Below are 25,520 nucleotides of genomic sequence, written 5' to 3'. Positions count from 1 at the left end.
CAGCAACGGCTCGATCACCGCCCACGACTCATCAGTCAGCTCATGACGACGCACCACGAACAAACCAACGATGCCGCCACTTTGCGGACACGACCATGGCGAGCGCCCCTTACACCCGCCTCGTCCCGACTACAGCCGCCCCGCCTCCACGATCCGCCGCAGGAATCGCTGGGTGCGCTCCTGCCGCGGTTTCCCGAAGACCTGCTCGGCGGTGCCGCGCTCCAGCACCACGCCGTCCTCCAGGAAGCACACCTGGTCGGCGACCTCCCGTGCGAAGCCCATCTCGTGCGTGGCCAGCACCATGGTCATGCCCTCGTCCTTCAGGTCGCGGACGACGGTGAGGACCTCGCCCACCAGCTCGGGATCGAGGGCGCCGGTGATCTCGTCGAGCAGCAGCAGCCGGGGGCGTACGGCCAGGGCGCGCACGATCGCCACCCGCTGTTGCTGGCCGCCGCTCAGCCGGTCCGGGTACTCGCCCGCCTTCCCGCCCAGCCCCAGCCGCTCCAGCAGCTCACGCGCGCGTGCCTCGGCCTCGGCGCGGGGCAGGCCGTGCACCCGGCGCGGAGCGAGTGTGATGTTCTCCAGGACCGTCATGTGCGGGAAGAGGTTGTACGACTGGAAGACCACGCCGATCCGGCGGCGCACGGCGTCCTGGTCGACGCGCGGGTCGGTGATCTCCTCGCCGTCCAGCCAGATCGCCCCGTCGTCGATCTCCTCCAGCAGGTTCGCGCACCGCAGCAGCGTGGACTTGCCGGAGCCGGAGGCGCCGATCAGCGCGGTGACCGTGTGCGGGGCCACCTCCAGGTCGACGTCCCGCAGGACGACCGAGCCGCCGAAGGTCTTGCGGACGGACTCCAGGCGCAGCACGGGCGTCTCGCTCATGTGGTTCCTCCCTGGGCCCGGCGGCGGTCCATCCGTGCCGTCACCCAGTCCGTGAACCGGGTCATGGGGATGGTCAGCGCGACGAAGACCAGACCCGCGACGATGTACGGCGTGTAGTTGAGGCTGCGGCCCACGATGATGTCGGCCGCCCGTACGGCGTCCACCGCACCGCCGATCGAGACGAGTCCGGTGTCCTTCTGCAGCGACACCAGGTCGTTCAGCAGCGGCGGCACCTGGCGGCGTACGGCCTGGGGCAGCACCACGTGGCGCAGCGCCTGCCGGTTGCTGAGCCCGAGCGAGCGGGCCGCGGCGCGCTGCGAGGGATGCACGGATTCGATACCGGCGCGGAACACCTCGGCGACGTACGCCGAGTACGTCAGGGTGAGCGCGGTGCCGCCGAGGAGCACCGGGTCGACGGTCATCCCCTGCAACCGCAGCGCGGGGACGCCGAGGACCACGATCATCAGATTGATGATGAGCGGCAGCCCCCGGAAGAAGTCCGTGTAGGCGGCAGCCAGGAAGCGCAGCGGGAAGAACACCGGGCCGCGCAGCGTACGCGCGACGGCGATCAGCATGCCGAGGACGAGCACCGCGGCCCCGCAGAACAGCAGCAGCCGGACGTTCAGCCACAGCCCTTCGAGGACCTTCGGGAACGCCTCGCGCGCGTACTCCCCGTCGAAGAAGGTCTCCTTGGTGCGCGGCCAGCCCGGCGCGTTGACGACGACCAGGTAGAGGACCGCGCCGGTGACGAGGGTCGAGAGCGCGCCGATCGCGGTGGCACGCCGCGCGCGGGCGCGCTGGTAGCGCTCTCGGTCCAGGCGGCGCTGCGACGGGACGTAGGTGTCCGGAGCGTCCTGCTCGCCGGAGTTCTCCGCCGGCTCCGCCTTGTTCAGCGTCACTTGAGCACCGGCGCGTCGACGGCGTCCGACAGCCACCGCTGCTCGAGCTTGGCGAGCGTGCCGTCCTCGCGCAGCGCGTCCACGGCCCGCGAGACGCAGGGAGTGAGTGCGCTGCCCTTGTCGAGCACGAGGCCGAACTGCTCCGGCGTACCGCCCTGGTTCTCGAACTGGCCGACGATCGTCGCGTCCGTGATCTCGGCACCAGTGATGTAGAAGGCGGTCGGCAGGTCCACGACGATGGCGCCGACCTGGCCGTTCTTCAGCGCGGACTTGGCCTGGTCGTTCTTGCCGAAGACGGCGGCCGCCTGCTTCGGCTTCACCACGTCGTCGATGTAGTCGAGGCTGGTGGTGCCGACCTGGGCGCCCAGCTTCACGTCCTTCAAGCCGGCGATGCTCTTCGCCTTCGCGGCCTTGGAGTCCTTCAGCGCGACGACGGCCTGGCGCACGTCGTAGTAGCCGGACGAGAAGTCCACGGCCCTCTTGCGTTCGGCGCTGACGGAGACCTGGTTGATGTCGAAGTCGAAGGTCTTCTCGCCGGGGGCGAAGGCCTTGTTGAAGGGGACGGTCTGCCAGGCGACCTTGTCCTCGCCGTACCCGAGCCGCTCGGCGACGGCATACGCGACCGCCGACTCGAAGCCCTTGCCACTGGCGGGGTCGTCATCCTTGAACCAGGGCTCGTAGGCGGGTTCGTCCGTGGCGATGGTCAGCGTGCCCGAGGTGTGGGTTGCCAACTTGCCCTTGGCGCAGCTGCTTCCGGCCGATGCCGATGGCCGGTCCGATGCCTCCGGCTGCGGAGCACAGCTCACGGCGACGGCGAGAAGGACGACGACGGCGGCAGCGCGGCGCAGGGCGCGCGGGGCAGGATGCATGGCGGGAGATTGGCAGGCGACGGACCCGTTTGTCGAGGTCACGGCGACACGTTCCGCATGGTGGGAACGGGTGTTGCGATCTCGTGAACAGCCGGGGGCCGCCGGCCGAGGGCGGGGATCGACAGGCCGGCGGCCCATCCGCCCAGGAGCCGTCATCCTGCGCGGGGCTCCCACCAGTTGACCGCGCAACTACACGCACCGGGAGCGCGCGCACGACATGGGCGTGTGTGAAGCGTTCACACGGGGCGCGTGCGCGGCTCACGCGCCCCGAGGTGGCACTTCACCATCCGCGAGCGCGCCACTCCGGCAGCTGCGGGCGCTCCGTGCCCAGCGTGGTGTCGTTGCCGTGCCCCGGGTAGACCCATGTCTCGTCCGGGAGGACGTCGAAGATCCTGGTCTCCACATCGTGGAGGAGGCTGGCGAACGCCTCGGGGTCCTTGTGGGTGTTGCCCACACCGCCGGGGAACACCACAGCACGCGCCAGCACACGAGGTCACGGCGGCGCGCAAACCTACGGGCCGCGCCTCCGCGGTGTCGAAGTGGGCCGACCGCAACAGAGGTCTGTGCAACGAGGCCGGCCGTGCCCTTGTCAGTGGTGGCGCGGGCGGGGCAGCAAGGCGAACGCGCTCTCCGCAATGGAGGTCAGGCGGTCGGGGCTGTGGCCGTACGCGCCGACGACATCGGTCCCGCGGATGATGGTCAGCAGGAGGTAGGCGAGGTCGTCGGGATCCGCGTCGGGGTCGATGTCGCCGTTGCGCTGGGCCGCTCGCACACACTCGGCCACCGCCGTCCGGACTACGGAGAAGCAGTCGTTGGCCAGACGTTTCACCTCGGGGTCGGAGGCGCCGATCTCCAGGGCCATTTTGGCGGCGAAGCAGGCTGCGGCCGTCCGGTCGGGAGCGGGGGGTACGTCGGCGGCGAGTGGCACCCCGTGGACGGCGCGGAGCAGGTACGCGTGCAGTCGATCCAGGGCGCCCTCGTCCGGTCCGGCGAGCAACTTCCGCGGACCCTGCCCCAGCCGGGCGAAGTAGCCGGCCATCGCCTGCAGTAGCACGCCGTGTTTGCCGTCGAACGCGGCGTAGAGGCTGCCGCGGCCCAGGCCGGTGGCGGCGCTGATGTCGTCGACGCTCGTGCCGTTGTAGCCCGAGGTGCGGAACTGCCGCTCGGCGGCATGCAGGACGTGGTCGGGGTCGAAGCTTCGTGGTCTGGCCATGCATCGAAGGTAAAGCCGACCCACCCTTCTTGACAACCCGGTACAGAACCATCTAGGTTTCCGACTGTTCAGTACACAACCATCCTGAGCTCATCGGGCAGGGGGTGTGTACGCCTGGCGCGATGGAGAGCAACCCATGCCTTTGCGCTCCTCCGCGCCGCCCAACGTTGCGACGCCTTCCAGGCCGGTAAGGCCCGTCTGATCCTGGCGACGGCGAGTTCCATCGCCGGACTGGATCTGTACGTCACGAACGTCGGGCTGTTCTCGGCGCGGGCACTTCCTGCACCTCGAACAGCCCAAGGCGGTCGCCGATCACATCCTCGGCTTCCTGAACAGCTGACCCCCTCTCCCACCACCCAGAACTCGAAGGGTCGACCGAACCATGACTGACAAGGAAAGGCAGGAGGCCGTGACTGCGGCGACTCCTCCGTACGCGAGCGACGCACTGGCCGAGGGGAGCGTCGACGCGGTGGTGATCGGCGGGGGCGCCGCGGGGCTGAACGGTGCGCTGATCCTCGCCCGCTCCCGGCGCTCGGTCGTCGTGATCGACAGCGGCTCCCCGCGCAACGCGCCCGCCCAGGCCGTGCACGGCCTCCTCGCCCTGGACGGCACCCCGCCCTCCGAGATCCTTCGACGGGGCCGGGAGCAGGTGCGCCAGTACGGCGGACGCATCGTTAACGGCGAGGTGGTCTCGGCCGAGTCCGCCGCCCCGTCGGCGGACGGGGACCTGCGGTTCACCGTCACCCTGGCCGACGGCCGCCACATCACCGCCCGCCGCATCCTGGTGGCCACCGGCCTGAAGGATGTGCTGCCACAGGTGCCCGGGCTCGCCGAGCACTGGGGGCACAGTGTGGTGCACTGCCCGTACTGCCACGGCTGGGAGGTGCGCGACGAGCCCATCGCCATCCTCGCCACCGGCCCCGCCTCCATCAACCACGCGTATCTGTTCCGTCAGCTGACCGAGGACCTGACCTACTTCACCCACGGCACCGACCTGGACGAGGACAGCCGCGCCCGCTTCGCCGCCCGCGGCATCCGCGTCATCGACACCCCGGTCACCGAGGTCGTCAACGACGCCGGCGGTGCCCTCGCCGGGGTGCGCCTGGCCGACGGCCAGGTCGTGGCCCGCCGCGTCGTCGCGGTCGCCGCGCCGATGCAGGCCCGCACCCAGGGTCTGGAAGGTCTGGGCCTGCCGGTGCAGGACCTGCCGGGCAAGGGCAGCGGTTTCGCCTCCGGCACGGCCGGCACCACCGAGGTGCCGGGTGTGTGGGTGGCCGGCAACGTCACCGATCTGGTCGCCCAGGTCGGGGCCTCCGCAGCGGCCGGCGCACTGGCCGGCGCCGACATCAACAGGACGCTGGCCACCGCGGACACCGACGCGGCCCTCCAGGAGATCGCTGAGGGAAGCGCACCAGGGGCCACAGGATGATCTTGAAGCCCGGAGATCTCAGCCCGTCGCCCGCTCGCCTACGGGCGACCAAGTGATTTTGCTTGTCTGCCCCGTCCCCCTCAGGAGTTACTGATGCCCTTCCTTGCGAACACCCCCGTGGAGAAGATGACCGGGCCGTACGCGCGGCGCTGGTGGGCGCTGCTCGTGCTGTGCCTGAGCCTGCTGATCACGGTGATGGCGAACACGTCGCTGATCGTGGCCGCCCCCGACATGACCACCGACCTGGGCCTGAGCAGCAGTGATCTGCAGTGGGTCGTCGACTCCTACACCGTTCCGTACGCGGCGCTGATGCTGGTGCTGGGTGCGATCGGTGACAAGTACAGTCGGCGTGGCGCGCTGGTGCTGGGTCTGTTGATCTTCGCCGGCGGTTCGGTGATGGGGAGCGTGGTCGACGAGACCTCGCTGGTCATCGTGGCCCGCGCGATCATGGGTGTGGGTGCGGCGGTCGTGATGCCGGCCACGCTGTCCCTGGTGGTCGCGACCTTCCCCCGGAGCGAGCGGGCCAAGGCCATCACCGCCTGGGCCGCGACCTCCGGGGTGGCGGTAGCCGTCGGCCCGCTGGTCTCCGGCTGGCTGCTTGAGGACCACGCCTGGGGCTCGACCTTCCTGATCAACGTGCCGATCGCCCTCGCCGCCGTGTTCGGCGCGCTCGCCCTGGTACCGCCGTCCAAGGCGGAGGGCATGGGCCGGATCGACTACGTCGGTGGTCTGCTGTCGATCGTCACCGTCGGCTCCCTGATCTACGCCGCCATCGAGGGCCCGCACTCCGGCTGGGGCGTCGGCCCCGTCACCGCGGCCGTGGTCGCCGGTGTCGGTCTGGTCGCCTTCGTCGCCTGGGAGCTGCGGCACCCGCACCCGATGCTGGACGTCCGCAAGTTCGCGCTGCGCCCCTTCAGCGGCTCGATGCTCGCGGTGCTGTTCTTCTTCTTCGGCATGTTCGCCGTGATCTACTACGTGACGCAGTTCCTGCAGTTCGTCCTCGGCTACGGCGCCCTGGACACGGGTGTACGGCTGCTGCCGCTGGGCGGTGCGGTGTTCCTCGGGTCCGCGCTGACCGGGATGCTCACCCCGAAGCTGGGCGTGAAGCCGATGGTCGTGACCGGCCTGGCCGTCGGCACGGCGGGCATGTTCCTGCTCACCCAGATCGACAAGGGGTCGACGTACGGGGACTTCCTGGTGCCGCTGATGATGCTGGGCCTCGCGCTCGGACTGAGCATCTCTCCGGCGACCGACACGATCATGGGCTCCTTCCCCGAGTCCGAGCTGGGCGTCGGCGGCGGTGTCAACGACACCGCGCTGGAGCTGGGCGGGGCGCTGGGCATCGCGGTGCTGGGCTCGCTGCTGGGCACGGCCTACCGGGACGAGCTGACCGACCTGGTGGGCAACCGGCTCCCGGCGGAGGCGATGGAGACCGCCAAGGACTCGGTCGGCGCCGGCCTGGCCGTCGCACAGCGGGTCGGGCAGGATCCCTCCGCCGGGCCCCAGCAGGCCCAGGCCGCCGTGGACGCCGTCCACCAGGCCTTCGCCCACGGAGTCGCCCAGACCAGCCTCATCGGCGGGATCATCATGGCCGCCGGAACACTGATCGTCCTCGCCATCCTGCCGGGCCGGCGCGGCTTCGCGAAGCACAACCCCGAGCCGGGGGCCGGGACCACGGCGAACGAGGCGGCGACTGTGCGGGAGCACACCGGGTCCACCCGCTAGTGACCTGAGTCAGAGATTTCTTGTCAGATCGGAGGCCGTCAACCGGATGCCGTGCGGCTGCCAGGTCCGGAGGCTTGCTGGAATCCGGCCTCCGGCACGCCAGGCAGCTCGCGAGAACTACCTGAATATCTCCGACCCAGGTCACTGGATCGCCGGCGGGGCGTCCACTGGATCGCCGGGGACGCGCCCGCCGGAGCGACGGGCACCGCCTCCGTCTGACCGCCCGCCAGGCGCGTCGGGCAGGAACCCGGCGGTGCGAGACGCGTAGGACGCGGGCTTGGTCCACGGTCCACGGCCACGCGGATTTTCTGCCGGCACACCTCACCGTCCCCGGCCTCCGCGCCGTCCCAGGGCTCTCCTCCGGGGCGGCCCGGAGGCCATGGCCGTGGGCTGACAGCGGCGGTCGCAGCCCGCTTGAGCGCGGCCTCCAGCTGTGTGCGGGTGTTTTCGGGCCCGTAGTACGGCTGGGAGCCGAAGGGATGGATTGCGGAGAAGTGGGAGCATCCGCTGCCTGCCAGGTGAACCCGGCCCGGCAGACCGCAGCTCATGCAACAGTCCCCCTGATCATGGCGGTCACCGCTGCCGGCGTCGGTGACGGTGCTCTGGAGGACACCGTCCGTGGGTCATGACCCTCCCGAGCGCGGAACGGGCCTGAACGCGCGACCGCCCCCGCTTCGGTTTCGAAACAGGGGCGGTCGGGCGTTGGACGGTTACCAGCCTCGTGCGCGCCACTCTGCGAGGTGGGGCGTGCTGACCGTCGCCGCGACCGCGTTCCCCGGAGCGGCGTTCCTCAGTGCCGGCGCCCGCCGCTTCGACGCCGCCGACCGAGTCGGCTACTTCCGGCTGCGGGCCTGGTGCAGCCTCCCCTGGGACACCAACCGGCTCGCCTCGATCACCCGCGTCGTCGACAAGACCGCCGGAACCGGTGCCACCACCGCCTTCCGCTACATCCTCCCGCAGCCCGGCAGTGAGGGACAGGGTGTCGCCCGGATCACGACCCCCGCGGCAAGAACACTGAGAAGACGGTCGACGCCCGCTGGAAGACCACCCGACCCGCTGGGCCACGAGCGTTCCAAGACGTGGGGTCCGGACAACAACGTCAACAGCGCGGTCGACGGCATGGGGTCGGATCGACTCCGGGTAACACCGTCAGGTTCGACTGCGACGACTCCTTCAATCCGAAGTCGGCGACCCAGCCCACCGGCGCGCAGTCCACGATGGCCTGGACCCGGAAGGCCGGGGGCCACTACCCCGAGACTTTCACCTCCGCCAGCGGCGACAAGGTCACCAATGGCTACGACACCTCGGGCAACATGATGTCGCAGACCGACACCACCACCGGCTCCGAGGGCGCGAAGTGGACCTACGACTACCACCCAAAGTCGGGAGCGATGGACTGCGGGGGGGGGGCTGCCCGGCCGGCGCTGCTCGGCCACCGACCCCGAGGACCGGCGATCGCGGCGGGTGCGGGGCTCTTCGGCTGACCGCTTTGTGCGGTGGCTGCTGGCTCCGACCGACTGCCAGAGACGCGGCTATTTCCTTGAGAGCACCGGGGCGGCGATGCCGCCGACCTACCAGCCTCGCTCGTGCCACTCGCCGAGGTGAGGCCGCTCGGCGCCGAGCGTGGTGTCGTTGCCGTGGCCCGGGTAGATCCAGGCCTCGTCCGGGAGCACGAAGACCTTCGCTTCCAGGCCCGACATCAACGACTCGAAGTCCTCGGGACGTGTTGTCCGCCCGGGCCCCCCGGGGAACAGGCAGTCCCCGGTGAACACATGGGGATGCCCGTGCGGGTCGTCGTAGACGAGGGCGATCGAGCCGGGCGTGTGCCCGACCAGGTGGCGCGCGGTGAGTTCCACGCGCCCCACCCGGATGGTGTCGCCGTCGTCGACCAGCACGTCGGTCCGTACGGGGATGCCGTCGGCGTCGTCCCGGCCCGCGTACGTGCGGGCGCCGGTGGCCGCCACGACCTCGGCCAGCGCCTGCCAGTGGTCGCCGTGCTGGTGGGTGGTGACGACGGACGCGATGCCGTCGCCACCGATCATGCCGAGCAGCGTGTCCGCCTCGTTCGCGGCGTCGATCAGCAACTGCTCGTCCGTGGCCCGGCAGCGCAGCAGATAGGCGTTGTTGTTCATCGGACCGACCGCGATCTTGGTGATCATCAGGTCCTTGAGCTCGTGCACGTCGGCGGGCCCGCCGACCGTCACCTCTCCGCTGTACGTCATGTCCGCCAGCCTATAGCCGGGGGAGCGGCCACGGTCCTGGAGCTCCGGGACCTAGAGCGGGGGCAGCGCCGGAAGCGCGCCCCCGGCCACCTCCAGCGCGGATCCGGCACGGCGGCCGGCGAGCCAGCCCAGCAGATCGGCCGGGGAGCCGGTGACGGTCACCTCGGGGCCGTCACCCGCCTCCTGTCCCGTGCTCCACACGCGCGTGCCGTCCGTGAGGCGCGTGGGCGGTACGTCGGAATGCCCGGCGAACCGGTCGGCCAGGAAGACGATCTCCCGCTCGGTGAACTCCGCCGGCAGATCCTCCAGCTCGTACCCGATCCCCAGGTCCACGTGATGCAGCTCCACCTCCACCCAGCGTCGGAACGGCACCCTGGACGCGGAGTCCGTGACCCCGTTGCGCAGCTCCACCGTGCGCGACCAGTCCGCCGGGGCGGCCCCGGTCTCCTGGAAGCGGGCCGCGCTCTCGCGCAGGTCGGCGAGCTGGACGTCGAGGGCGCGTGGGGCGTCCCGCTCGATGTCGGCGTCCCGGGCCTCGCCCGAGAGGTACATGGGGCGCCCTTCGAGGACGTTCACGAGGGCGTCCGCGTTGCGGGCGAGGTGGGCGAGGACGTGGCCGCGGGTCCAGCCGTGAAGCCGTGACGGCTGCGTCACAGACGCGTTGTCCAGTTTGCCGACTGCGAGGAGCAGCCGCTCCGTAGCGTCATGTACAGACGCCAGGTCATGACCGTGATCAACCATGGTGCTGACCCTAGCCCCGCCACACCTTTGGGTGAAGGTGGTGAACGAGTGCCGTAAATCGAATGCACGTGCTATATGGTCGGACGTGGCGTCGGGCATGCTGGAGAGCCGGGGTTTGTTGGCAACCCGTGAATCCGCCCGGCGTTGTCAGTGGCTCCCCCTAGTCTGAGAAAAGACGGGGGCCCCGCCCCTGTCACTTCTCTCAAGAAAGGTGCGGACCGGCGTGGCCGACCGTCTCATCGTTCGTGGAGCGCGCGAGCACAACCTCAAGAACGTCTCGCTCGACCTCCCGCGCGACTCGCTCATCGTCTTCACGGGCCTGTCGGGGTCGGGCAAGTCCTCGCTGGCCTTCGACACCATCTTCGCCGAGGGGCAGCGGCGCTACGTGGAGTCGCTCTCCTCCTACGCCCGGCAGTTCCTCGGCCAGATGGACAAGCCGGACGTCGACTTCATCGAGGGCCTCTCCCCGGCGGTCTCCATCGACCAGAAGTCGACCTCGCGCAACCCGCGCTCCACGGTCGGCACCATCACCGAGGTCTACGACTACCTGCGGCTGCTCTTCGCACGCATCGGCAAGCCGCACTGCCCCGAGTGCAGCCGCCCGATCTCCCGCCAGTCGCCGCAGGCCATCGTCGACAAGGTCCTGGAGCTGCCCGAGGGCAGCCGCTTCCAGGTGCTCTCGCCACTGGTGCGCGAGCGCAAGGGCGAGTTCGTCGATCTCTTCGCCGAGCTCCAGACCAAGGGCTACTCACGCGCGCGGGTGGACGGCGAGACCATCCAGCTCTCGAACCCGCCCACGCTGAAGAAGCAGGAGAAGCACACCATCGAGGTGGTCGTCGACCGCCTCACGGTCAAGGAGGGCGCCAAGCGCCGTCTCACCGACTCCGTGGAGACCGCCCTCGGCCTGTCCGGCGGCATGGTCGTGCTCGACTTCGTCGACCTCCCCGAGGACGACCCCGAGCGCGAGCGCATGTACTCGGAGCACCTGTACTGCCCGTACGACGACCTTTCCTTCGAGGAGCTGGAGCCCCGTTCCTTCTCCTTCAACTCGCCCTTCGGCGCCTGCCCGGACTGCTCCGGCATCGGCACGCGCATGGAGGTCGACGCGGAGCTGATCGTCCCGGACGAGGACAAGAGCCTCGACGAAGGCGCCATCCACCCCTGGTCGCACGGCCACACCAAGGACTACTTCGGCCGCCTCATCGGCGCCTTGGCCGACGCGCTGGGCTTCCGTACGGACATCCCCTTCGCGGGCCTGCCGCAGCGCGCCAAGAAGGCCCTGCTCCACGGCCACAAGACCCAGGTCGAGGTCCGCTACCGCAACCGCTACGGGCGCGAGCGCCGGTACACCACGGCTTTCGAGGGCGCCATCCCCTTCGTCAAGCGCCGGCACAGCGAGGCCGAGAGCGACTCCAGCCGTGAGCGCTTCGAGGGCTATATGCGCGAGGTGCCCTGCCCCACCTGTGAGGGCACACGCCTGAAGCCGATCGTCCTCGCGGTCACGATCATGGACAAGTCCATCGCCGAGGTCTCCGCGATGTCGATCAGCGACTGCGCGGACTTCCTGGGCGAACTGAAGCTCACCGCCCGCGACAAGAAGATCGCCGAGCGCGTGCTGAAGGAGGTCAACGAACGGCTGCGGTTCCTGGTCGACGTCGGCCTGGACTACCTCTCGCTGAACCGCGCGGCCGGCACCCTCTCCGGCGGCGAGGCCCAGCGCATCCGCCTGGCCACCCAGATCGGCTCCGGCCTGGTCGGCGTCCTGTACGTCCTCGACGAGCCGTCCATCGGTCTGCACCAGCGCGACAACCACCGCCTGATCGAGACCCTGGTCCGGCTGCGCGACATGGGCAACACGCTCATCGTCGTCGAGCACGACGAGGACACCATCAAGACCGCCGACTGGATCGTCGACATCGGCCCCGGCGCCGGTGAGCACGGCGGCAAGGTCGTGCACAGCGGCTCCCTGAAGGAACTGCTCGCCAACGCCGAGTCGCAGACCGGTCAGTACCTGTCCGGCAAGAAGGCCATCCCGCTGCCCGACATCCGGCGCCCGCTGGACCCGTCCCGGCAGCTCACCGTGCACGGCGCCCGGGAGAACAACCTCCAGGACATCGACGTGTCCTTCCCGCTGGGTGTGCTCACCGCCGTCACCGGCGTGTCCGGCTCCGGCAAGTCGACCCTGGTCAACGACATCCTGTACACGCACCTGGCCCGCGAGCTGAACGGCGCGAGGAACGTACCCGGTCGGCACACGCGCGTGGACGGCGACGACCTGGTCGACAAGGTCGTGCACGTCGACCAGTCGCCCATCGGCCGCACCCCGCGCTCCAACCCGGCCACCTACACCGGCGTCTTCGACCACATCCGCAAGCTGTTCGCCGAGACCACCGAGGCGAAGGTCCGCGGTTATCTGCCCGGCCGCTTCTCCTTCAACGTCAAGGGCGGCCGCTGCGAGAACTGCTCGGGCGACGGCACCATCAAGATCGAGATGAACTTCCTCCCGGACGTGTACGTCCCGTGCGAGGTCTGCCACGGCGCCCGGTACAACCGGGAGACCCTGGAGGTCCACTACAAGGGCAAGTCCATCGCCGACGTCCTGAACATGCCGATCGAGGAGGCCACGGAGTTCTTCGAGGCGGTCCCCGCGATCTCCCGCCACATGAAGACCCTGAAGGACGTCGGCCTCGGCTACGTCCGGCTCGGCCAGTCCGCGACCACCCTGTCCGGCGGCGAGGCCCAGCGCGTCAAGCTCGCCAGCGAGCTCCAGCGCCGCTCCACCGGCCGTACGGTCTACGTCCTCGACGAGCCGACCACCGGACTGCACTTCGAGGACATCAGCAAGCTGCTGACGGTCCTGTCCGGACTGGTCGACAAGGGCAACACGGTCATCGTCATCGAGCACAACCTCGACGTGATCAAGACCGCCGACTGGATCGTCGACATGGGCCCCGAGGGCGGTGCGGGCGGCGGCCTGGTTGTCGCGGAGGGCACGCCCGAGCAGGTCGCCGGTGTCCCGACCAGCCACACCGGCAAGTTCCTCAGGGAGGTCCTCGGCGCCGACCGCATCAGCGACGCGTCCTCGGTGAAGGCGCCGCGCAAGGCGGCGGCGAAGAAGACGGCGGCCAAGAAGACGGTCCCGGCGCAGGCCAGGGCGAAGAAGACCGCGACGAAGACCGCCGCGAAGAAGACGACGCGGACCAGCAAGAGCTGAGGACCGCGCCGAGGCGCTGTGCGCCCACGGGATCATCGGTGACGATCTCCCGCGGGGCACAGCGCCTCGGCTGTGCTTGAGTCGTTCAGCCGTTCCTCGGCCCCACGAACTGCGTGTCGAGCGGGATCTTCACCACTTCCCCGAGCAGCCCCGGAGCGAAGTCGAGCCCGGACTCGCCGCGCCGGATCTCACCCGTCGCCTCGAACCAGGCGTGCCGGCTGCCGTCCATGGGCACCTCGACCAGCCCGCCGAACTCCACGACCGGCGTCACCGGCCGGGTCACCCCGCCGATCGTCAGCTCGCTCTCCATCGTCCAGTCCGCACCCTCACCCGACATCCGCGTCGAGCGGTACGTCATCGTCGGGCGCTTTCGACGTCGAGCCGGCTGAGCGGATTCAGCCGTCCAGCTCGTGCGGGTACGGCGGCTCCGCCCCTGCCCGAGAGCAGGTGACCGCCGCGGCGCGGGCCGCGAAGCCCAGCAGTTCCGTCCAGCCGTCGGACCCCAGTGCGGCCAAGGCCCGCTCGCTGAGGGCGTCGCGTACCGCGAGCCCGTGCAGCAGCGCCGCATTGACCGTGTCGCCGGCGCCGATCGTGTCCACGACCTCCACCCGCTCGCCCGGCACGGAGTACTCGCCGCCGTCGGCGGTGAAGACGGTCAGCCCGTCGCCGCCCCGGGTGATCACTACCGCTGCCGGGCCGGCCGCCAGCCACTCCTGGGGCGTGCCGCCGAGCCACTGGGCGTCCTCGGCGGACAGCTTCAGCAGCGACACCGACGGCAGCCAGCTCTTGAACCGCGCCCGGTAGGCGTCCGCGTCCGGGATCAGCCCGGCCCTGATGTTCGGGTCCAGTGCGGTGAGAACGCCCTGCGCGGCCGCCGAACGCATCAGCTCCTCGTATGCGCTCGCCCCGGGCTCCAGCACCAGCGAACAGGTCCCGAAAGAGACCGCACGGGTGCCCGGCGGCAGCGCGGAGGGCGCCGCGAACAACCGGTCCGCCGTCCCGTCCACATAGAAGGAGTACGCCGCCGAGCCGTCCACACCGACCGTGGCGACGGCGAGGGTCGTCGGCTCGGCGCCGCGCTGCACCGACGACACGCCGACCCCGGTCTCCCGCAGCCGGTCCAGCAGCGCCTCCCCGAAGGCGTCGTACGACACCCGGGAGCAGAAGGCGGCGGGGGAGCCGAGGCGGCCCAGCGCGACGGCCGTGTTGTACGGGCCGCCGCCGAGCGCCGGCTGCAGCGCCGCCAGCGCACCCGCGCCCCGCGGTACCAGGTCGATCAGTGCCTCACCGGCGACGACGATCATGCGACGGTTCCTCTCTCGGGCTGTGCGGACTGCTCGAACCGGACGGGCTGCCCGGACTCCTCGGGGCAGCCGCACGAGGTGCGATGGACGAAGGCGGAGGGGAGCCGCACCGTCCGCGCCGGCCGGTCCGGCTCGGCGAGACGCTCCAGGAGCACACGTACGGCCCGGGCGCCGATCTCCTTGCTGGGCTGCGCGATCGCGGTGAGCCGGGGCGAGAACAGATCCGCCCAGGCGAAGTCGTCGAAACAGCAGAGCGCGATGTCACCCGGCACGGACAGGCCGCCGGCACGCAGGGCACGCAGCGCCCCGATGGTCATGGCGTTGTTGCCGGTGATCATCGCGGTGGGCGGCACGGCGAGCGACAGCAGGGCCGCGGCTGCCTCTTCGCCACCGGCCGTCTCCGAGTCGCCGTGCACCAGGAGCCGTTCGTCGTACGGCAGTCCCGCGAAGGCGAGACCGGTCCGGTAGCCGGTGATCCGCTCGCTCGTGGTGCTGAACCCGGGCCGTCCGGCGACCAGCCCGATCCGCCGGTGGCCGAGGACGGCGAGATGAGTGACCAGCCGGGACGTCGGTTCGGCGTTGTCGGCGCACACCTGGTCGAAACGCGGACCGCCGTCCGCCGGGGCGTCGACCAGCCGGTCGAGGAACACCGCCGGTACGTCGTGCCGCTCCAGGTAGGCGAGCAGCCCGCGCGGATCCGCAGAGGGCGCGACGATCATGCCGTCCACCCGGCGCTCGTGCAGCAGCCGGACGACCTTGCGCTCGTGCTCCGGGTCGTCGTGCGGATCGGCGATCAGCAGGCTGTAGCCGTGTTCCAGGGCACCGGCCTCGACGCCTTGGAGGATCTCCGTGAAGTACGGGTTGCTGATCGCCGACACCGCCAGCCCGATGGAACGGGTGCGGGAGGTCACCAGGGAGCGGGCCAGCGTGTTCGTGGTGTAACCGAGCTCCTCCACGGCGTCCAGGACCGCCTGCCGGGTGTGCGGCAGCACCGGCCGGGTGCCGTTCAGCACGTGGGAGACGGTCGCCACGGAGACACCGGCGCTCCGCGCGACGTCGGCCATGGTCGCCATGCCGTTCCCTCCTCCGCTGCAGGTGGCCCGGCGGGGAACGTATCGCATCCGTCGGCGGACGTAAACGCTTGCGCAAACGTTTACGTGGCCGCCGGACACGCCGGACCAGTCCCAGGGCCGAGCCTGGGAGACCGCGTCCACAGGCCTCCGGACCCGGACCCGGACCCGCCGTCGTGACGCCTACTCCCAGTCCCAGCCGATCCCCAGGAACCCGGCCCGTACGCGCGGCTCGACCACGTGCACCGACCGGTGCCGTCCGCTCAGCGCCAGGTCCTGGCAGCCACTGCGCGGTGCCGCCGCCGAGTGCTGCGCGAACCGGTGGCAGCGCACCGGCAGGGCCGCCGCGTCGAAGCACACCTGGAGCGCGTACTGACCGCCGGGGACGTCGAAACCGCGGACGTACTCGCGCGCCTCGTCCGCCGTCCCGTCCTCGACGCCGTAGCGGAAGAGGAACGTGTCCCCGGCCCGCAGCCGGATGTCGAAGAGCAGCTCGGCGGCGAGCATGCCGGTGTCGCGGTGCCAACGGACACGCCCCGTACGGCAGTTCTCCAGGGCGTGCACCCGCATGTGCTCCGGCGAGGCCCCACGGTCACCGTGATGGACGGCGACGAAGCGGTCGATGCCGTCCCGGTGGGCGCGCACGATGTGGTGCGACTCCCGTTCGGCCAGTTCACGCCGCGCGCCGATCCGCAGCCGCTCGTGGTGCCCGAGGGTGTGCAGGCCCCCGTCCGGCGGGCAGTCCAGCTCGGCCAGCAGCTGGTCCAGGGCCCCGGAGGCCTCCACGAGGGATCGATACGACCGGGCCGCGGACCGCTGCCCGGACGCGCCGGCGTCGGACTCGGCGAGCAGTCTGATCAGCGACTCCTCGGGAAGCTCCAGGATCTCTTCGAGCGCACGGACGGCTCGCAGCGACTCGGGGCGCTGGGGACGCCTGGCCCCCTGCTGCCAGTAACTCAGGCTCGTGACACCGACCTTCACGCCGTGGCGGGACAGATGGTGCTGCACGCGTTGCAGTGGCAGCCCGCGGGCCGCGATCGCCGCACGCAGGGCGACGTGGAAGGGGCCGCCTCGCAGGGCCGAGTCCAGGTCCGCGCTGGCGACATCCGCGTGCTGTGTGGCGTGCGGCATGCAGGGGCCTCTCTGTGAGTCGGCAACGGCTGCCCCGAGTTCCACCGCATTGAAGCGTGTTGACCTGGTCCCGACAACACCTGATGCCGGACAGTGATGTACGCCCGGCCGGACATGCGAACGCCCGGGGCGGCTTGCACCCCGGGCGTTCGCGGCAGACGGTGAGTCTCTAGGAGCGGTCGTTGCCGCCCTGTTCCTCGAGGGCGAGACGCTTGGCCCGCACTATGTCGGGGTCGCGCGGGTCCAGGGCGTCGCGCAGCGCGAACGGCTCGTCCGCGTACCGGCGGGCACGGACCGTCCGCCGGGATTTCTCGATCCGCATCTGCTTCATCTGCGCAGCCCTCCGACCCGTGGCCCGCCCGCTCCGTGGGGGAAGCGGCCGGTCCGCACTGACAACCTGTGCCTGCACCGACACGGCCCTCGTCCGCCGGACGCCGCCGTGTCCCCGTGGGAAGCCTGCATTCCCGCTACCGGCCCGCCGTAATCCCCGCAGCGGGACATGCCGTTGGAAACTGCCACCCGCCAAGCCCGTGATCGTGCCCCGCGCTCCCGTCGGACTGTCGGTGCTCGCCAGTAGGGTGTGAGACATGGCCGACCCCTCCAGCTACCGCCCCAAACCGGGTGAGATCCCCGACACGCCGGGGGTCTACAGGTTCCGCGACGAGCACCGCCGGGTGATCTACGTCGGAAAGGCGAAGAGCCTGCGCCAGCGCCTGGCGAACTACTTCCAGGACGTGGCCGGAATGCACCCGCGCACCCGGACCATGGTCACCACGGCCGCGTCCGTGGAGTGGACGGTGGTGTCCACGGAGGTCGAGGCGCTCCAGCTGGAGTACTCCTGGATCAAGGAGTACGACCCCCGGTTCAACGTCAAGTACCGCGACGACAAGAGCTACCCGTACCTCGCGGTGACGATGAACGAGGAGTACCCGCGCGTGCAGGTGATGCGCGGTCACAAGAAGAAGGGCGTCCGCTACTTCGGGCCGTACGGGCACGCGTGGGCGATCCGCGACACGGTCGATCTGCTCCTGCGCGTCTTCCCCGTGCGCACGTGCTCGGCCGGTGTCTTCAAGAACGCCGCCCGCACCGGCCGCCCCTGCCTCCTCGGCTACATCGGCAAGTGCTCGGCCCCCTGCGTGGACCGGGTCTCCGCCGAGGAGCACCGCGAACTGGCCGACGAGTTCTGCGACTTCATGACCGGCCGCACGAACACCTACATCCGCCGCCTGGAGAAGCAGATGGTGGAAGCGGCCGACGAGATGGAGTACGAGCGGGCGGCCCGGCTGCGCGACGACATCGGGGCCCTGAAGAAGGCCATGGAGAAGAGCGCGGTCGTGCTCGCCGACGCGACCGACGCCGACCTGATCGCGGTCGCCGAGGACGAGCTGGAGGCGGCCGTCCAGATCTTCCACGTACGCGGCGGACGCGTGCGCGGCCAGCGCGGCTGGGTCACCGACAAGGTGGAGGAGATCACCACCGGCGCCCTCGTGGAGCACGCCCTGCAGCAGCTCTACGGCGAGGAGACCGGCGACGCCGTCCCCAAAGAGGTCCTGGTCCCGGCCCTGCCCGACCCCGTGGAGCCCGTCCAGGAGTGGCTCACCGGGCGGCGCGGCTCGATCGTCTCCCTGCGCATCCCGCAGCGCGGCGACAAGAAGGCCCTCATGGAGACGGTCCAGCGCAACGCGCAGCAGGCGCTCGTCCTGCACAAGACCAAGCGCGCCTCCGACCTGACCACGCGCTCGCGTGCCCTGGAGGAGATCGCCGACGCCCTCGACCTCGACAGCGCCCCACTGCGGATCGAGTGCTACGACATCTCCCACCTCCAGGGCGACGACGTCGTGGCGTCCATGGTCGTCTTCGAGGACGGCCTCGCCCGCAAGAGCGAGTACCGGCGCTTCCAGATCAAGGGCTTCGCCGGGCAGGACGACGTCCGCTCCATGCACGAGGTGATCACCCGCCGCTTCCGGCGCTACCTCGCCGAGAAGGAGAAGACGGGCGAGTGGACCGACGGCGAGGGCGCGGACACCCCCGAGGACAACACCCCTGAGATCAACAGCAACGGCGAGATCGTCGGGCCCGGCCTCACCGAGGACGACGGCCGCCCCAAGAAGTTCGCCTACCCGCCCCAGCTCGTCGTCGTCGACGGCGGCGCCCCCCAGGTCGCGGCCGCCCGGCGGGCCCTGGACGAGCTCGGTATCGACGACATCGCCGTGTGCGGCCTCGCCAAGCGCCTGGAGGAGGTCTGGCTGCCCGGCGACGACGACCCGGTGGTCCTGCCCCGCACCAGCGAGGGCCTCTACCTGCTCCAGCGGGTCCGTGACGAGGCCCACCGGTTCGCGATCACCTACCAGCGCGCGAAGCGGGCCAAGCGCTTCCGCTCCAGCCCCCTGGACGACGTGCCGGGACTCGGGGACACGCGGAAGCAGGCACTCCTGAAACACTTCGGTTCGTTGAAGAAATTGCGATCCGCCACGATCGACCAGATCTGCGAGGTTCCCGGCATAGGCCGGAAGACCGCCGAGACCATCGCGGCGGCCCTCGCCCAGGCGGCCCCGGCCGCACCCGCCGTCAACACGGCGACTGGAGAGATCATGGAAGAGGAACCCGGCACGGATGCCGGCGCGGAACCCGGCACCATGGGTGCCAGTGGGGAACCCGTGACGATGGGAGCCCCGGACGAACGACGGGGGCAGGAGACATGAACGTGAACGAGCACGACGGGCAAGAACGGCAAGCCGGAGACGGAGCACAGGTGAGCACGGGCACGCCCAACGACAAGGCCCCGGTCCCGGAGGCGGCCATCCCCGAGCTGGTGATCATCTCCGGCATGTCCGGGGCGGGCCGCTCGACGGCCGCGAAGTGTCTGGAGGACCTCGGCTGGTTCGTCGTCGACAACCTGCCGCCCGCGCTGATCCCCACCATGGTGGAGCTCGGCGCCCGCTCCCAGGGCAACGTGGCCCGGATCGCCGTCGTCGTCGACGTCCGCGGCCGCCGCTTCTTCGACAACCTCCGCGAGTCCCTCGCCGACCTGGAGGCGAAGAACGTCACCCGGAGGATCGTCTTCCTGGAGTCCTCCGACGATGCCCTGGTGCGCCGCTTCGAGTCGGTCCGCCGCCCGCACCCCCTCCAGGGCGACGGCCGGATCGTCGACGGCATCGACGCCGAGCGGGAACTGCTGCGCGAGCTGCGCGGCGACGCCGACCTGGTGATCGACACCTCCAGCCTGAACGTGCACGAGCTGCGGGCCAAGATGGACGCCCAGTTCGCGGGCGAGGAGGAGCCGGAGCTGCGGGCCACGGTGATGTCCTTCGGCTACAAGTACGGCCTGCCGGTCGACGCCGACCTCGTCGTCGACTGCCGCTTCCTGCCGAACCCGCACTGGGTCCCGGAGCTGCGCCCGTTCACGGGCCTCAACGAGGAGGTCTCCGGGTACGTCTTCAACCAGCCCGGAGCCAAGGAGTTCCTCGACCGGTACACGGAGCTCCTCCAGCTCGTCGCCACCGGCTACCGCCGTGAGGGCAAGCGCTACGTGACCATCGCCGTGGGCTGCACGGGTGGCAAGCACCGCTCGGTCGCCATGTCGGAGAAGCTCGCCGCCCGGCTCGCGTCCGAGGGCGTGGAGACAGTGGTCGTACACCGGGACATGGGACGCGAATGACACGACGTACTCCGCGGCTGAGCCGGCTGCGCCGGGTGGTGCCCGACGGCTCCACCGACGCACGGGCCGGCCGGCCCGCCGAGGCCCGGGGCGGCAGACCACGCCGCAGGGGCGCTCAGCCCAAGGTCGTCGCCCTTGGTGGCGGCATGGGTCTGTCCGCCTCGCTGGCAGCGCTGCGCCGCATCACCGGCGATCTCACCGCCGTCGTCACCGTGGCCGACGACGGCGGCTCCAGCGGCCGGCTCCGCGACGAGCTGGGCGTGCTGCCGCCCGGCGACCTGCGCAAGGCGCTGGCCGCGCTGTGCGGTGACGACGACTGGGGCCAGACCTGGGCCCGGGTCATCCAGCACCGTTTCCAGTCCCAGGGCGACCTGCACGAGCACGCGGTCGGCAACCTGCTGATCGTCGCCCTGTGGGAGCAGCTCGGCGATCATGTGCAAGCCCTCGACCTGGTCGGGCGCCTGCTGGGTGCCCAGGGGCGTGTGCTGCCCATGTCCGCCGTCCCGCTGGAGCTCCAGGCCCTGGTCAAGGGCCACGACCCGGAGCGCCCGGAGGAGGTCGACACGGTCCGCGGGCAGGCCACCGTCGCCCTCACCCCGGGCGAGGTGCAGTCCGTGCACGTCGTGCCGCACGACCCGCCCGCCGTACCCGAGGCGGTCGAGGCCGTCCTGGACGCCGACTGGGTGGTGCTCGGCCCCGGCTCCTGGTTCTCCTCGGTCATCCCGCACCTGCTCGTGCCCGAGCTGCTGGACGCGCTCACGCAGACCAAGGCACGCCGGGTACTCTCCCTGAACCTCGCCCCGCAGCCCGGAGAAACCGAGGGCTTCTCCCCGCAGCGTCATTTGGAGGTTTTGGGACGACACGCCCCTAAACTCGCCCTGGACGTGGTGCTGGCCGACGAGGCCGCCGTGCCCGACCGTGACTCCCTGACCGACGCCGCCAAGCGCTTCGGGGCCGCGGTCGAGCTGGCGCCGGTGGCCAGACCCGACGGGACCCCGAGGCACGACCCGGAGCTGTTGGCCGCCGCGTACGACCGTATTTTTCGGATGCATGGAAGGATCGGCCCATGGCGATGACGGCAGCGGTGAAGGACGAGATCTCCCGGCTCCCCGTCACCCGGACCTGCTGCAGAAAGGCGGAGGTCTCCGCCATGCTGCGGTTCGCCGGCGGCCTCCACCTGGTGAGCGGTCGGATCGTGATCGAGGCGGAGCTGGACACGGCGATGGCGGCCCGCCGGCTGAAGCGGGACATCCTGGAGATCTTCGGCCACAGCTCCGAACTGATCGTGATGGCACCCGGCGGACTGCGCCGCGGCTCCCGCTACGTCGTGCGCGTCATCGCCGGTGGGGACCAGCTGGCCCGCCAGACCGGCCTGGTCGACGGGCGCGGCCGCCCGATCCGCGGCCTGCCCCCGCAGGTGGTCTCGGGTGCCACCTGCGACGCCGAGGCCGCCTGGCGTGGCGCGTTCCTGGCGCACGGCTCGCTCACCGAGCCCGGCCGCTCCTCCTCCCTGGAGGTGACCTGCCCGGGTCCCGAGGCCGCGCTCGCGCTGGTCGGTGCCGCCCGCCGCTTGCACATCGGCGCCAAGGCCCGTGAGGTGCGCGGCGTGGACCGGGTCGTCGTCCGTGACGGAGACGCCATCGGCGCCCTGCTGACCCGGCTCGGTGCCCATGAGTCGGTGCTGGCCTGGGAGGAGCGCCGGATGCGCCGCGAGGTGCGGGCCACGGCGAACCGGCTCGCCAACTTCGACGACGCCAACCTGCGCCGCTCGGCCCGTGCGGCCGTCGCCGCCGGTGCCCGGGTGCAGCGCGCCCTGGAGATCCTCGCCGACGACGTCCCCGAGCACCTCGCCGCCGCCGGCCGGCTGCGCATGGAGCACAAGCAGGCCTCCCTGGAGGAGCTGGGCGCGCTCGCCGACCCGCCGCTGACCAAGGACGCCGTCGCCGGCCGGATCCGCCGCCTGCTGGCCATGGCCGACAAGCGCGCCTCCGACCTCGGCATCCCGGGCACGGAGTCCAACCTCGCGGACGACCTCGCCGACAACCTCGTCGGCTGATCTCACAGTCCGTCAATCAGCCGGTGCCCGGCGCCCACTTGGGTGACCGGCACCGGCTTTCGCGTGTCGCTGAGGCACCCTTGACTCGATCATGGACTGTCATGAGCCTGGCATCTGTTCGCTGCTGTGGCGAACCCACGCAAGGGGGGTTCATGAGACGAAGAGCGAGATCGATCCTCGCTGTCGGCGCGCTCCTGATCGGCGGAGCGAGCATCGCACCCATCGCCCAGGCACAACCGGGAAGTTCGGCCCCGTCCGACGCGGACGAAGTCAAGGTCTTCCGGGCCGAGGTCACCCAGAAGCAGGTACCCCTGCTGCTGGCGGCCGGCCAGGACGGCCACGAACTCGGCGAGCAGGTGCCCGAGAAGGGCACGGGAACCGTCGAGGTCTATCTCACCGACCAGCAGGCGACGAAGCTGCGCAAGCAGGGCGTCGGCCTCACCGAGCACAAAGTCTCCGCAGGTGCCGAGAAGCGCGTCAAGAACGCCGCCGAGGGCGTGTTCCGCCCGTACAGCGGAGGGGGCGGCCTGAAGGAGGAGATCCTCCGCGCCGCGCAGCGGCACCCCGGCATCACCAAGGTCGTCTCCATCGGCAGGACGGTGAACGGCCAGGACATCCTCGCCCTGAAGCTCACCAAGAACGCGAAGAAGACGAAGGACGGCTCCAAGCCCTCCGTCCTCTACATGTCCAACCAGCACGCGCGCGAGTGGATCACGCCGGAGATGACCCGGCGCCTGATGCACCATTACCTGGACAAGTACAAGACGGACAAGCGCGTCAAGAAGATCGTCGACTCCACCGAGCTGTGGTTCCTCCTGTCGGCCAACCCCGACGGCTACGACCACACCTTCAAGAGCGACGACAACCGCATGTGGCGCAAGAACCTGCGGGACAACAACGGCGACGGCGTCATCGGCACCGGCGACGGCGTCGACCTCAACCGCAACTTCACCTACAAGTGGGGCTACGACGACGAGGGCTCGTCCCCCAACCCCACCAGCGAGACCTACCGTGGCGCGAGCCCGGGCTCCGAGCCGGAGACCAAGGCCCTGGACGCCTTCCAGAAGCGGATCGGCTTCACGTACGGCATCAACTACCACTCCGCCGCCGAACTCATCCTCTACGGAGTCGGCTGGCAGGTGGCCACCGAGACCCCGGACGACGTCCTGTACAAGGCACTCGCCGGCACGCCCGAGAACCCGGCGGTACCCGGCTACCACCCGCAGGTCTCCTCCGAGCTGTACACGACGAACGGCGAGGCCGACGGCCACGCGGCGAACGTCAACGGCCTGGCGATGTTCACCCCCGAGATGTCGACCTGCGCGACCGCCTCGAACGTCGACCCGAACGACGAGTGGAAGGCGTCCGACTGCCGGTCGGTCTTCACCTTCCCGGACGACGAGAAGCTGATCCAGCAGGAGTTCGCCAAGAACGTCCCGTTCGCGCTCTCCGTCGCCGAGTCGGCCGCCCACCCCGACCGGCCGTCCTCCTCGGTCGGCATGAGCGCCGCCGACTTCACCCCGGCCGCCTTCTCCACGTCGTACTCGCGCGGCGCCGACCAGGAGATCTCCGTCGTCGCACGCAAGTCCCTGCGCGACAAGGAGCTGAGGTACCGCGTCAACGGCGGCCGCACCGAGGACATGGCGCTCAAGCCCTGGAAGGGCGGCGAGACGTACGGCGGTGAGGACAACCTCTACTTCGACGAGTACCGGGCGAAGGTCAAGGACGGCGACCCGGGCGACAAGGTCGAGGTGTGGTTCACCGGGGAGACGAAGAACGGCAGGCCGGTCTCCAGCAAGCGCTTCACCTACACCGTGGCCGAGCTGCCCAGGGCGAACACCCTCGTGGTCGCCGAGGAAGGCGCTACCGCCACCCAGGCGCAGAGCTACGTCGCCGCGCTCAAGGCCAACGGCCGCAAGGCGGTCGTCTGGGACGTCGCCCAGCAGGGCGCGCCCGACGCGCTCGGCGTGCTGAGCCACTACGACACCGTCGTCCACTACACGGGCGCGGGCGCCCCGGGCGTCGCCACCCAGCTCCAGCTGCGGGCCTTCCTCAACGAGGGCGGCCGGCTGATCGAGGCGGGCGAGCAGGCCGGCGGCAGCGTCGACCTCGGCGGCGGCACCCTGTCGAACGACTTCAGTCAGTACTACCTGGGTGCCTACAGCCGCACCTCCACCCCAGGGGCGACCGGCTTCACCGGCTCCGGCAGGCTCGGCGGCTTCACGGGCACGCTCGCAGGCGCCCCCGGCAACCCGCTGGACAAGGCGGGCACCTACGCGGTCACCTCCGGCGAACTGCCCGCCGACACATACCCGCAGTTCGCGAGCGAGGGCGCGGGGCAGTTCGCCGGCACGGTGAACCCGTACGGCCCGTACGCGGGCTCCTCCATGGCGGCGGCCGTCCACACCAATGACGGCTACAAGCGCCTCACCCGCACCGTGGACCTCACCGGCACCACGGCCGCCGACAAGCCCACGCTGCGCAGCCAGTTGCTGTGGGACACCGAGCCCGGGTACGACCACGTCCTTGTCGAGGCCCACACCACCGGCGCCGACGACTGGACGACCCTGCCCGAGGCGGGCGGCGCCACCAAGGCCACCGTGCCGGAGGAGTGCGCGGCCGGCTACTACGTCAATGGGCACCCCTGGCTGAAGCACTACCTCACCCTCACGGACGGCGGCTGCACCGCGTCCGGCAGCTCAGGCCAGTGGCACAGCCTCACCGGCGCCTCCAATGGCTGGCAGCAGGTGAACTTCGACCTGAGCGCCTACGCCGGCAAGACGGTCGAGCTGTCGATCAGCTACGTCACCGACCCGGGCACCGGCGGACACGGAGTCCTCGCCGACGACGCCTCGCTCGTCGTCGGCGGCACGGCGAAGGAGACCGAGGGCTTCGAGACCTCCCTCGGCGCCTGGAAGACGGCCGGCCCGCCCGCGGGCAGCCCGGCCGTCCTCAAGAACTGGACGCGCACCGGGGCGCTGTTCCAGACATTCGGCGCGGTCAGCACGGACGACACCGTGCTGCTGGGCTTCGGCCTCGAACACGTCGCCGCGGCGGCCGACCGTACGGCTCTGATGAGGAAGGCGCTCGCTTCCCTGGACGGGTGA

General features: G+C 70.6%; 19 protein-coding genes and 2 pseudogenes. 9 read left to right on the top strand and 12 right to left on the bottom strand.

Annotated elements, in window-relative coordinates:
- Positions 1-129: 129 nt before the first annotated feature.
- The 5 genes and pseudogenes from ACFZBT_RS36325 to ACFZBT_RS36305 all read right to left on the bottom strand — a co-directional run bounded on the left by ACFZBT_RS36325 (position 130) and on the right by ACFZBT_RS36305 (position 3,863).
- Positions 130-882: an ATP-binding cassette domain-containing protein gene (locus tag ACFZBT_RS36325; protein WP_391113265.1), complete on the bottom strand. Its 753-nt coding sequence runs from the start codon at positions 880-882 to the stop codon at positions 130-132.
- Complete coding sequence (locus ACFZBT_RS36320) at positions 879-1,781, bottom strand: ABC transporter permease subunit (RefSeq protein ID WP_391113263.1); 903 nt, start codon at positions 1,779-1,781, stop codon at positions 879-881. Before ACFZBT_RS36320 ends, ACFZBT_RS36325 begins: the two co-directional genes overlap by 4 nt.
- Positions 1,778-2,650: a transporter substrate-binding domain-containing protein gene (locus ACFZBT_RS36315; RefSeq protein WP_391113260.1), complete on the bottom strand. Its 873-nt coding sequence runs from the start codon at positions 2,648-2,650 to the stop codon at positions 1,778-1,780. The genes ACFZBT_RS36320 and ACFZBT_RS36315 overlap by 4 nt, the downstream gene beginning before the upstream one ends.
- A 280-nt stretch (positions 2,651-2,930) precedes the next feature.
- Positions 2,931-3,119, bottom strand: a pseudogene (locus ACFZBT_RS36310) (MBL fold metallo-hydrolase); the annotation flags it as partial.
- Positions 3,120-3,239: 120 nt separating this feature from the next.
- Positions 3,240-3,863 carry a TetR/AcrR family transcriptional regulator gene (locus tag ACFZBT_RS36305; protein WP_189589826.1) on the bottom strand — a complete coding sequence of 208 codons (624 nt, stop codon included), beginning with the start codon at positions 3,861-3,863 and terminating at the stop codon, positions 3,240-3,242.
- 382 nt (positions 3,864-4,245) lie between these two features.
- On the opposite strand from ACFZBT_RS36305, the gene ACFZBT_RS36300 reads away from it, so the two are divergent.
- From ACFZBT_RS36300 to ACFZBT_RS36290, 3 genes are all read left to right on the top strand, one after another.
- The gene (locus tag ACFZBT_RS36300; RefSeq protein WP_391113257.1) at positions 4,246-5,292 is read left to right on the top strand and encodes an FAD-dependent oxidoreductase; all 1,047 of its coding nucleotides are present in this window, start codon (positions 4,246-4,248) and stop codon (positions 5,290-5,292) included.
- 93 nt (positions 5,293-5,385) lie between these two features.
- Entirely contained in the window at positions 5,386-7,017 is a 1,632-nt protein-coding gene (locus ACFZBT_RS36295) for a DHA2 family efflux MFS transporter permease subunit (protein ID WP_391113254.1), read from the top strand.
- A gap of 1,217 nt (positions 7,018-8,234) precedes the next feature.
- Positions 8,235-8,501, top strand: a complete 267-nt coding sequence (locus tag ACFZBT_RS36290; RefSeq protein ID WP_391113251.1) for a hypothetical protein — start codon at positions 8,235-8,237, stop codon at positions 8,499-8,501.
- An 87-nt stretch (positions 8,502-8,588) separates the two neighbouring features.
- On the opposite strand, the gene ACFZBT_RS36285 is transcribed toward ACFZBT_RS36290, so the two are convergent.
- Both ACFZBT_RS36285 and ACFZBT_RS36280 read right to left on the bottom strand, forming a co-directional pair.
- Positions 8,589-9,239, bottom strand: coding sequence for an MBL fold metallo-hydrolase (locus tag ACFZBT_RS36285; protein WP_391113248.1), 651 nt, complete (start codon positions 9,237-9,239; stop codon positions 8,589-8,591).
- 51 nt (positions 9,240-9,290) lie between these two features.
- Positions 9,291-9,980, bottom strand: coding sequence for a maleylpyruvate isomerase family mycothiol-dependent enzyme (locus ACFZBT_RS36280; protein WP_391113245.1), 690 nt, complete (start codon positions 9,978-9,980; stop codon positions 9,291-9,293).
- Between the two features lie 223 nt (positions 9,981-10,203).
- Between ACFZBT_RS36280 and uvrA the strand changes: the two genes are divergently transcribed.
- Entirely contained in the window at positions 10,204-13,194 is a 2,991-nt protein-coding gene (uvrA, locus tag ACFZBT_RS36275; protein WP_391113242.1) for an excinuclease ABC subunit UvrA, read from the top strand.
- Positions 13,195-13,279: 85 nt separating this feature from the next.
- Here the strand turns inward: uvrA and ACFZBT_RS36270 are convergent.
- From ACFZBT_RS36270 to ACFZBT_RS36250, 5 genes and pseudogenes are all read right to left on the bottom strand, one after another.
- A pseudogene (locus ACFZBT_RS36270) lies at positions 13,280-13,564 on the bottom strand (YceI family protein); the annotation flags it as partial.
- 25 nt (positions 13,565-13,589) lie between these two features.
- Positions 13,590-14,498: a PfkB family carbohydrate kinase gene (locus ACFZBT_RS36265; RefSeq protein WP_391113238.1), complete on the bottom strand. Its 909-nt coding sequence runs from the start codon at positions 14,496-14,498 to the stop codon at positions 13,590-13,592.
- The gene (locus tag ACFZBT_RS36260) at positions 14,495-15,571 is read right to left on the bottom strand and encodes a substrate-binding domain-containing protein (protein WP_391113235.1); all 1,077 of its coding nucleotides are present in this window, start codon (positions 15,569-15,571) and stop codon (positions 14,495-14,497) included. Before ACFZBT_RS36260 ends, ACFZBT_RS36265 begins: the two co-directional genes overlap by 4 nt.
- 180 nt (positions 15,572-15,751) lie before the next feature.
- A complete protein-coding gene (locus ACFZBT_RS36255; RefSeq protein WP_391113232.1) occupies positions 15,752-16,699 on the bottom strand; it encodes a hypothetical protein in 948 nt (315 codons plus the stop codon).
- 169 nt (positions 16,700-16,868) lie between these two features.
- Complete coding sequence (locus ACFZBT_RS36250) at positions 16,869-17,030, bottom strand: hypothetical protein (RefSeq protein ID WP_391113229.1); 162 nt, start codon at positions 17,028-17,030, stop codon at positions 16,869-16,871.
- Between the two features lie 256 nt (positions 17,031-17,286).
- Here ACFZBT_RS36250 and uvrC point away from each other — a divergent pair, with 256 nt between their 5' ends.
- The 5 genes from uvrC (at position 17,287) to ACFZBT_RS36225 (ending at position 25,520) form a co-directional block, all read left to right on the top strand.
- The gene (gene uvrC / locus ACFZBT_RS36245; protein WP_391113227.1) at positions 17,287-19,401 is read left to right on the top strand and encodes an excinuclease ABC subunit UvrC; all 2,115 of its coding nucleotides are present in this window, start codon (positions 17,287-17,289) and stop codon (positions 19,399-19,401) included.
- A complete protein-coding gene (rapZ, locus tag ACFZBT_RS36240) occupies positions 19,398-20,357 on the top strand; it encodes an RNase adapter RapZ (RefSeq protein ID WP_391113224.1) in 960 nt (319 codons plus the stop codon). The genes uvrC and rapZ overlap by 4 nt, the downstream gene beginning before the upstream one ends.
- The gene (gene yvcK / locus ACFZBT_RS36235) at positions 20,354-21,433 is read left to right on the top strand and encodes a uridine diphosphate-N-acetylglucosamine-binding protein YvcK (RefSeq protein ID WP_391113221.1); all 1,080 of its coding nucleotides are present in this window, start codon (positions 20,354-20,356) and stop codon (positions 21,431-21,433) included. The genes rapZ and yvcK overlap by 4 nt, the downstream gene beginning before the upstream one ends.
- Positions 21,424-22,413 (top strand): DNA-binding protein WhiA, encoded by a 990-nt coding sequence (whiA, locus tag ACFZBT_RS36230; protein ID WP_391113218.1) that lies wholly within the window; start codon positions 21,424-21,426, stop codon positions 22,411-22,413. Before yvcK ends, whiA begins: the two co-directional genes overlap by 10 nt.
- Before the next feature lie 152 nt (positions 22,414-22,565).
- Positions 22,566-25,520, top strand: coding sequence for a M14 family zinc carboxypeptidase (locus ACFZBT_RS36225; RefSeq protein WP_391113215.1), 2,955 nt, complete (start codon positions 22,566-22,568; stop codon positions 25,518-25,520).

The sequence above is a fragment of the Streptomyces sp. NPDC008137 genome (genome assembly GCF_042957035.1).
GTDB lineage: Bacteria > Actinomycetota > Actinomycetes > Streptomycetales > Streptomycetaceae > Streptomyces.
The sequence above is the reverse complement of the archived record's forward strand: the minus strand, read 5'-3'. Positions and strand labels throughout refer to the sequence as shown.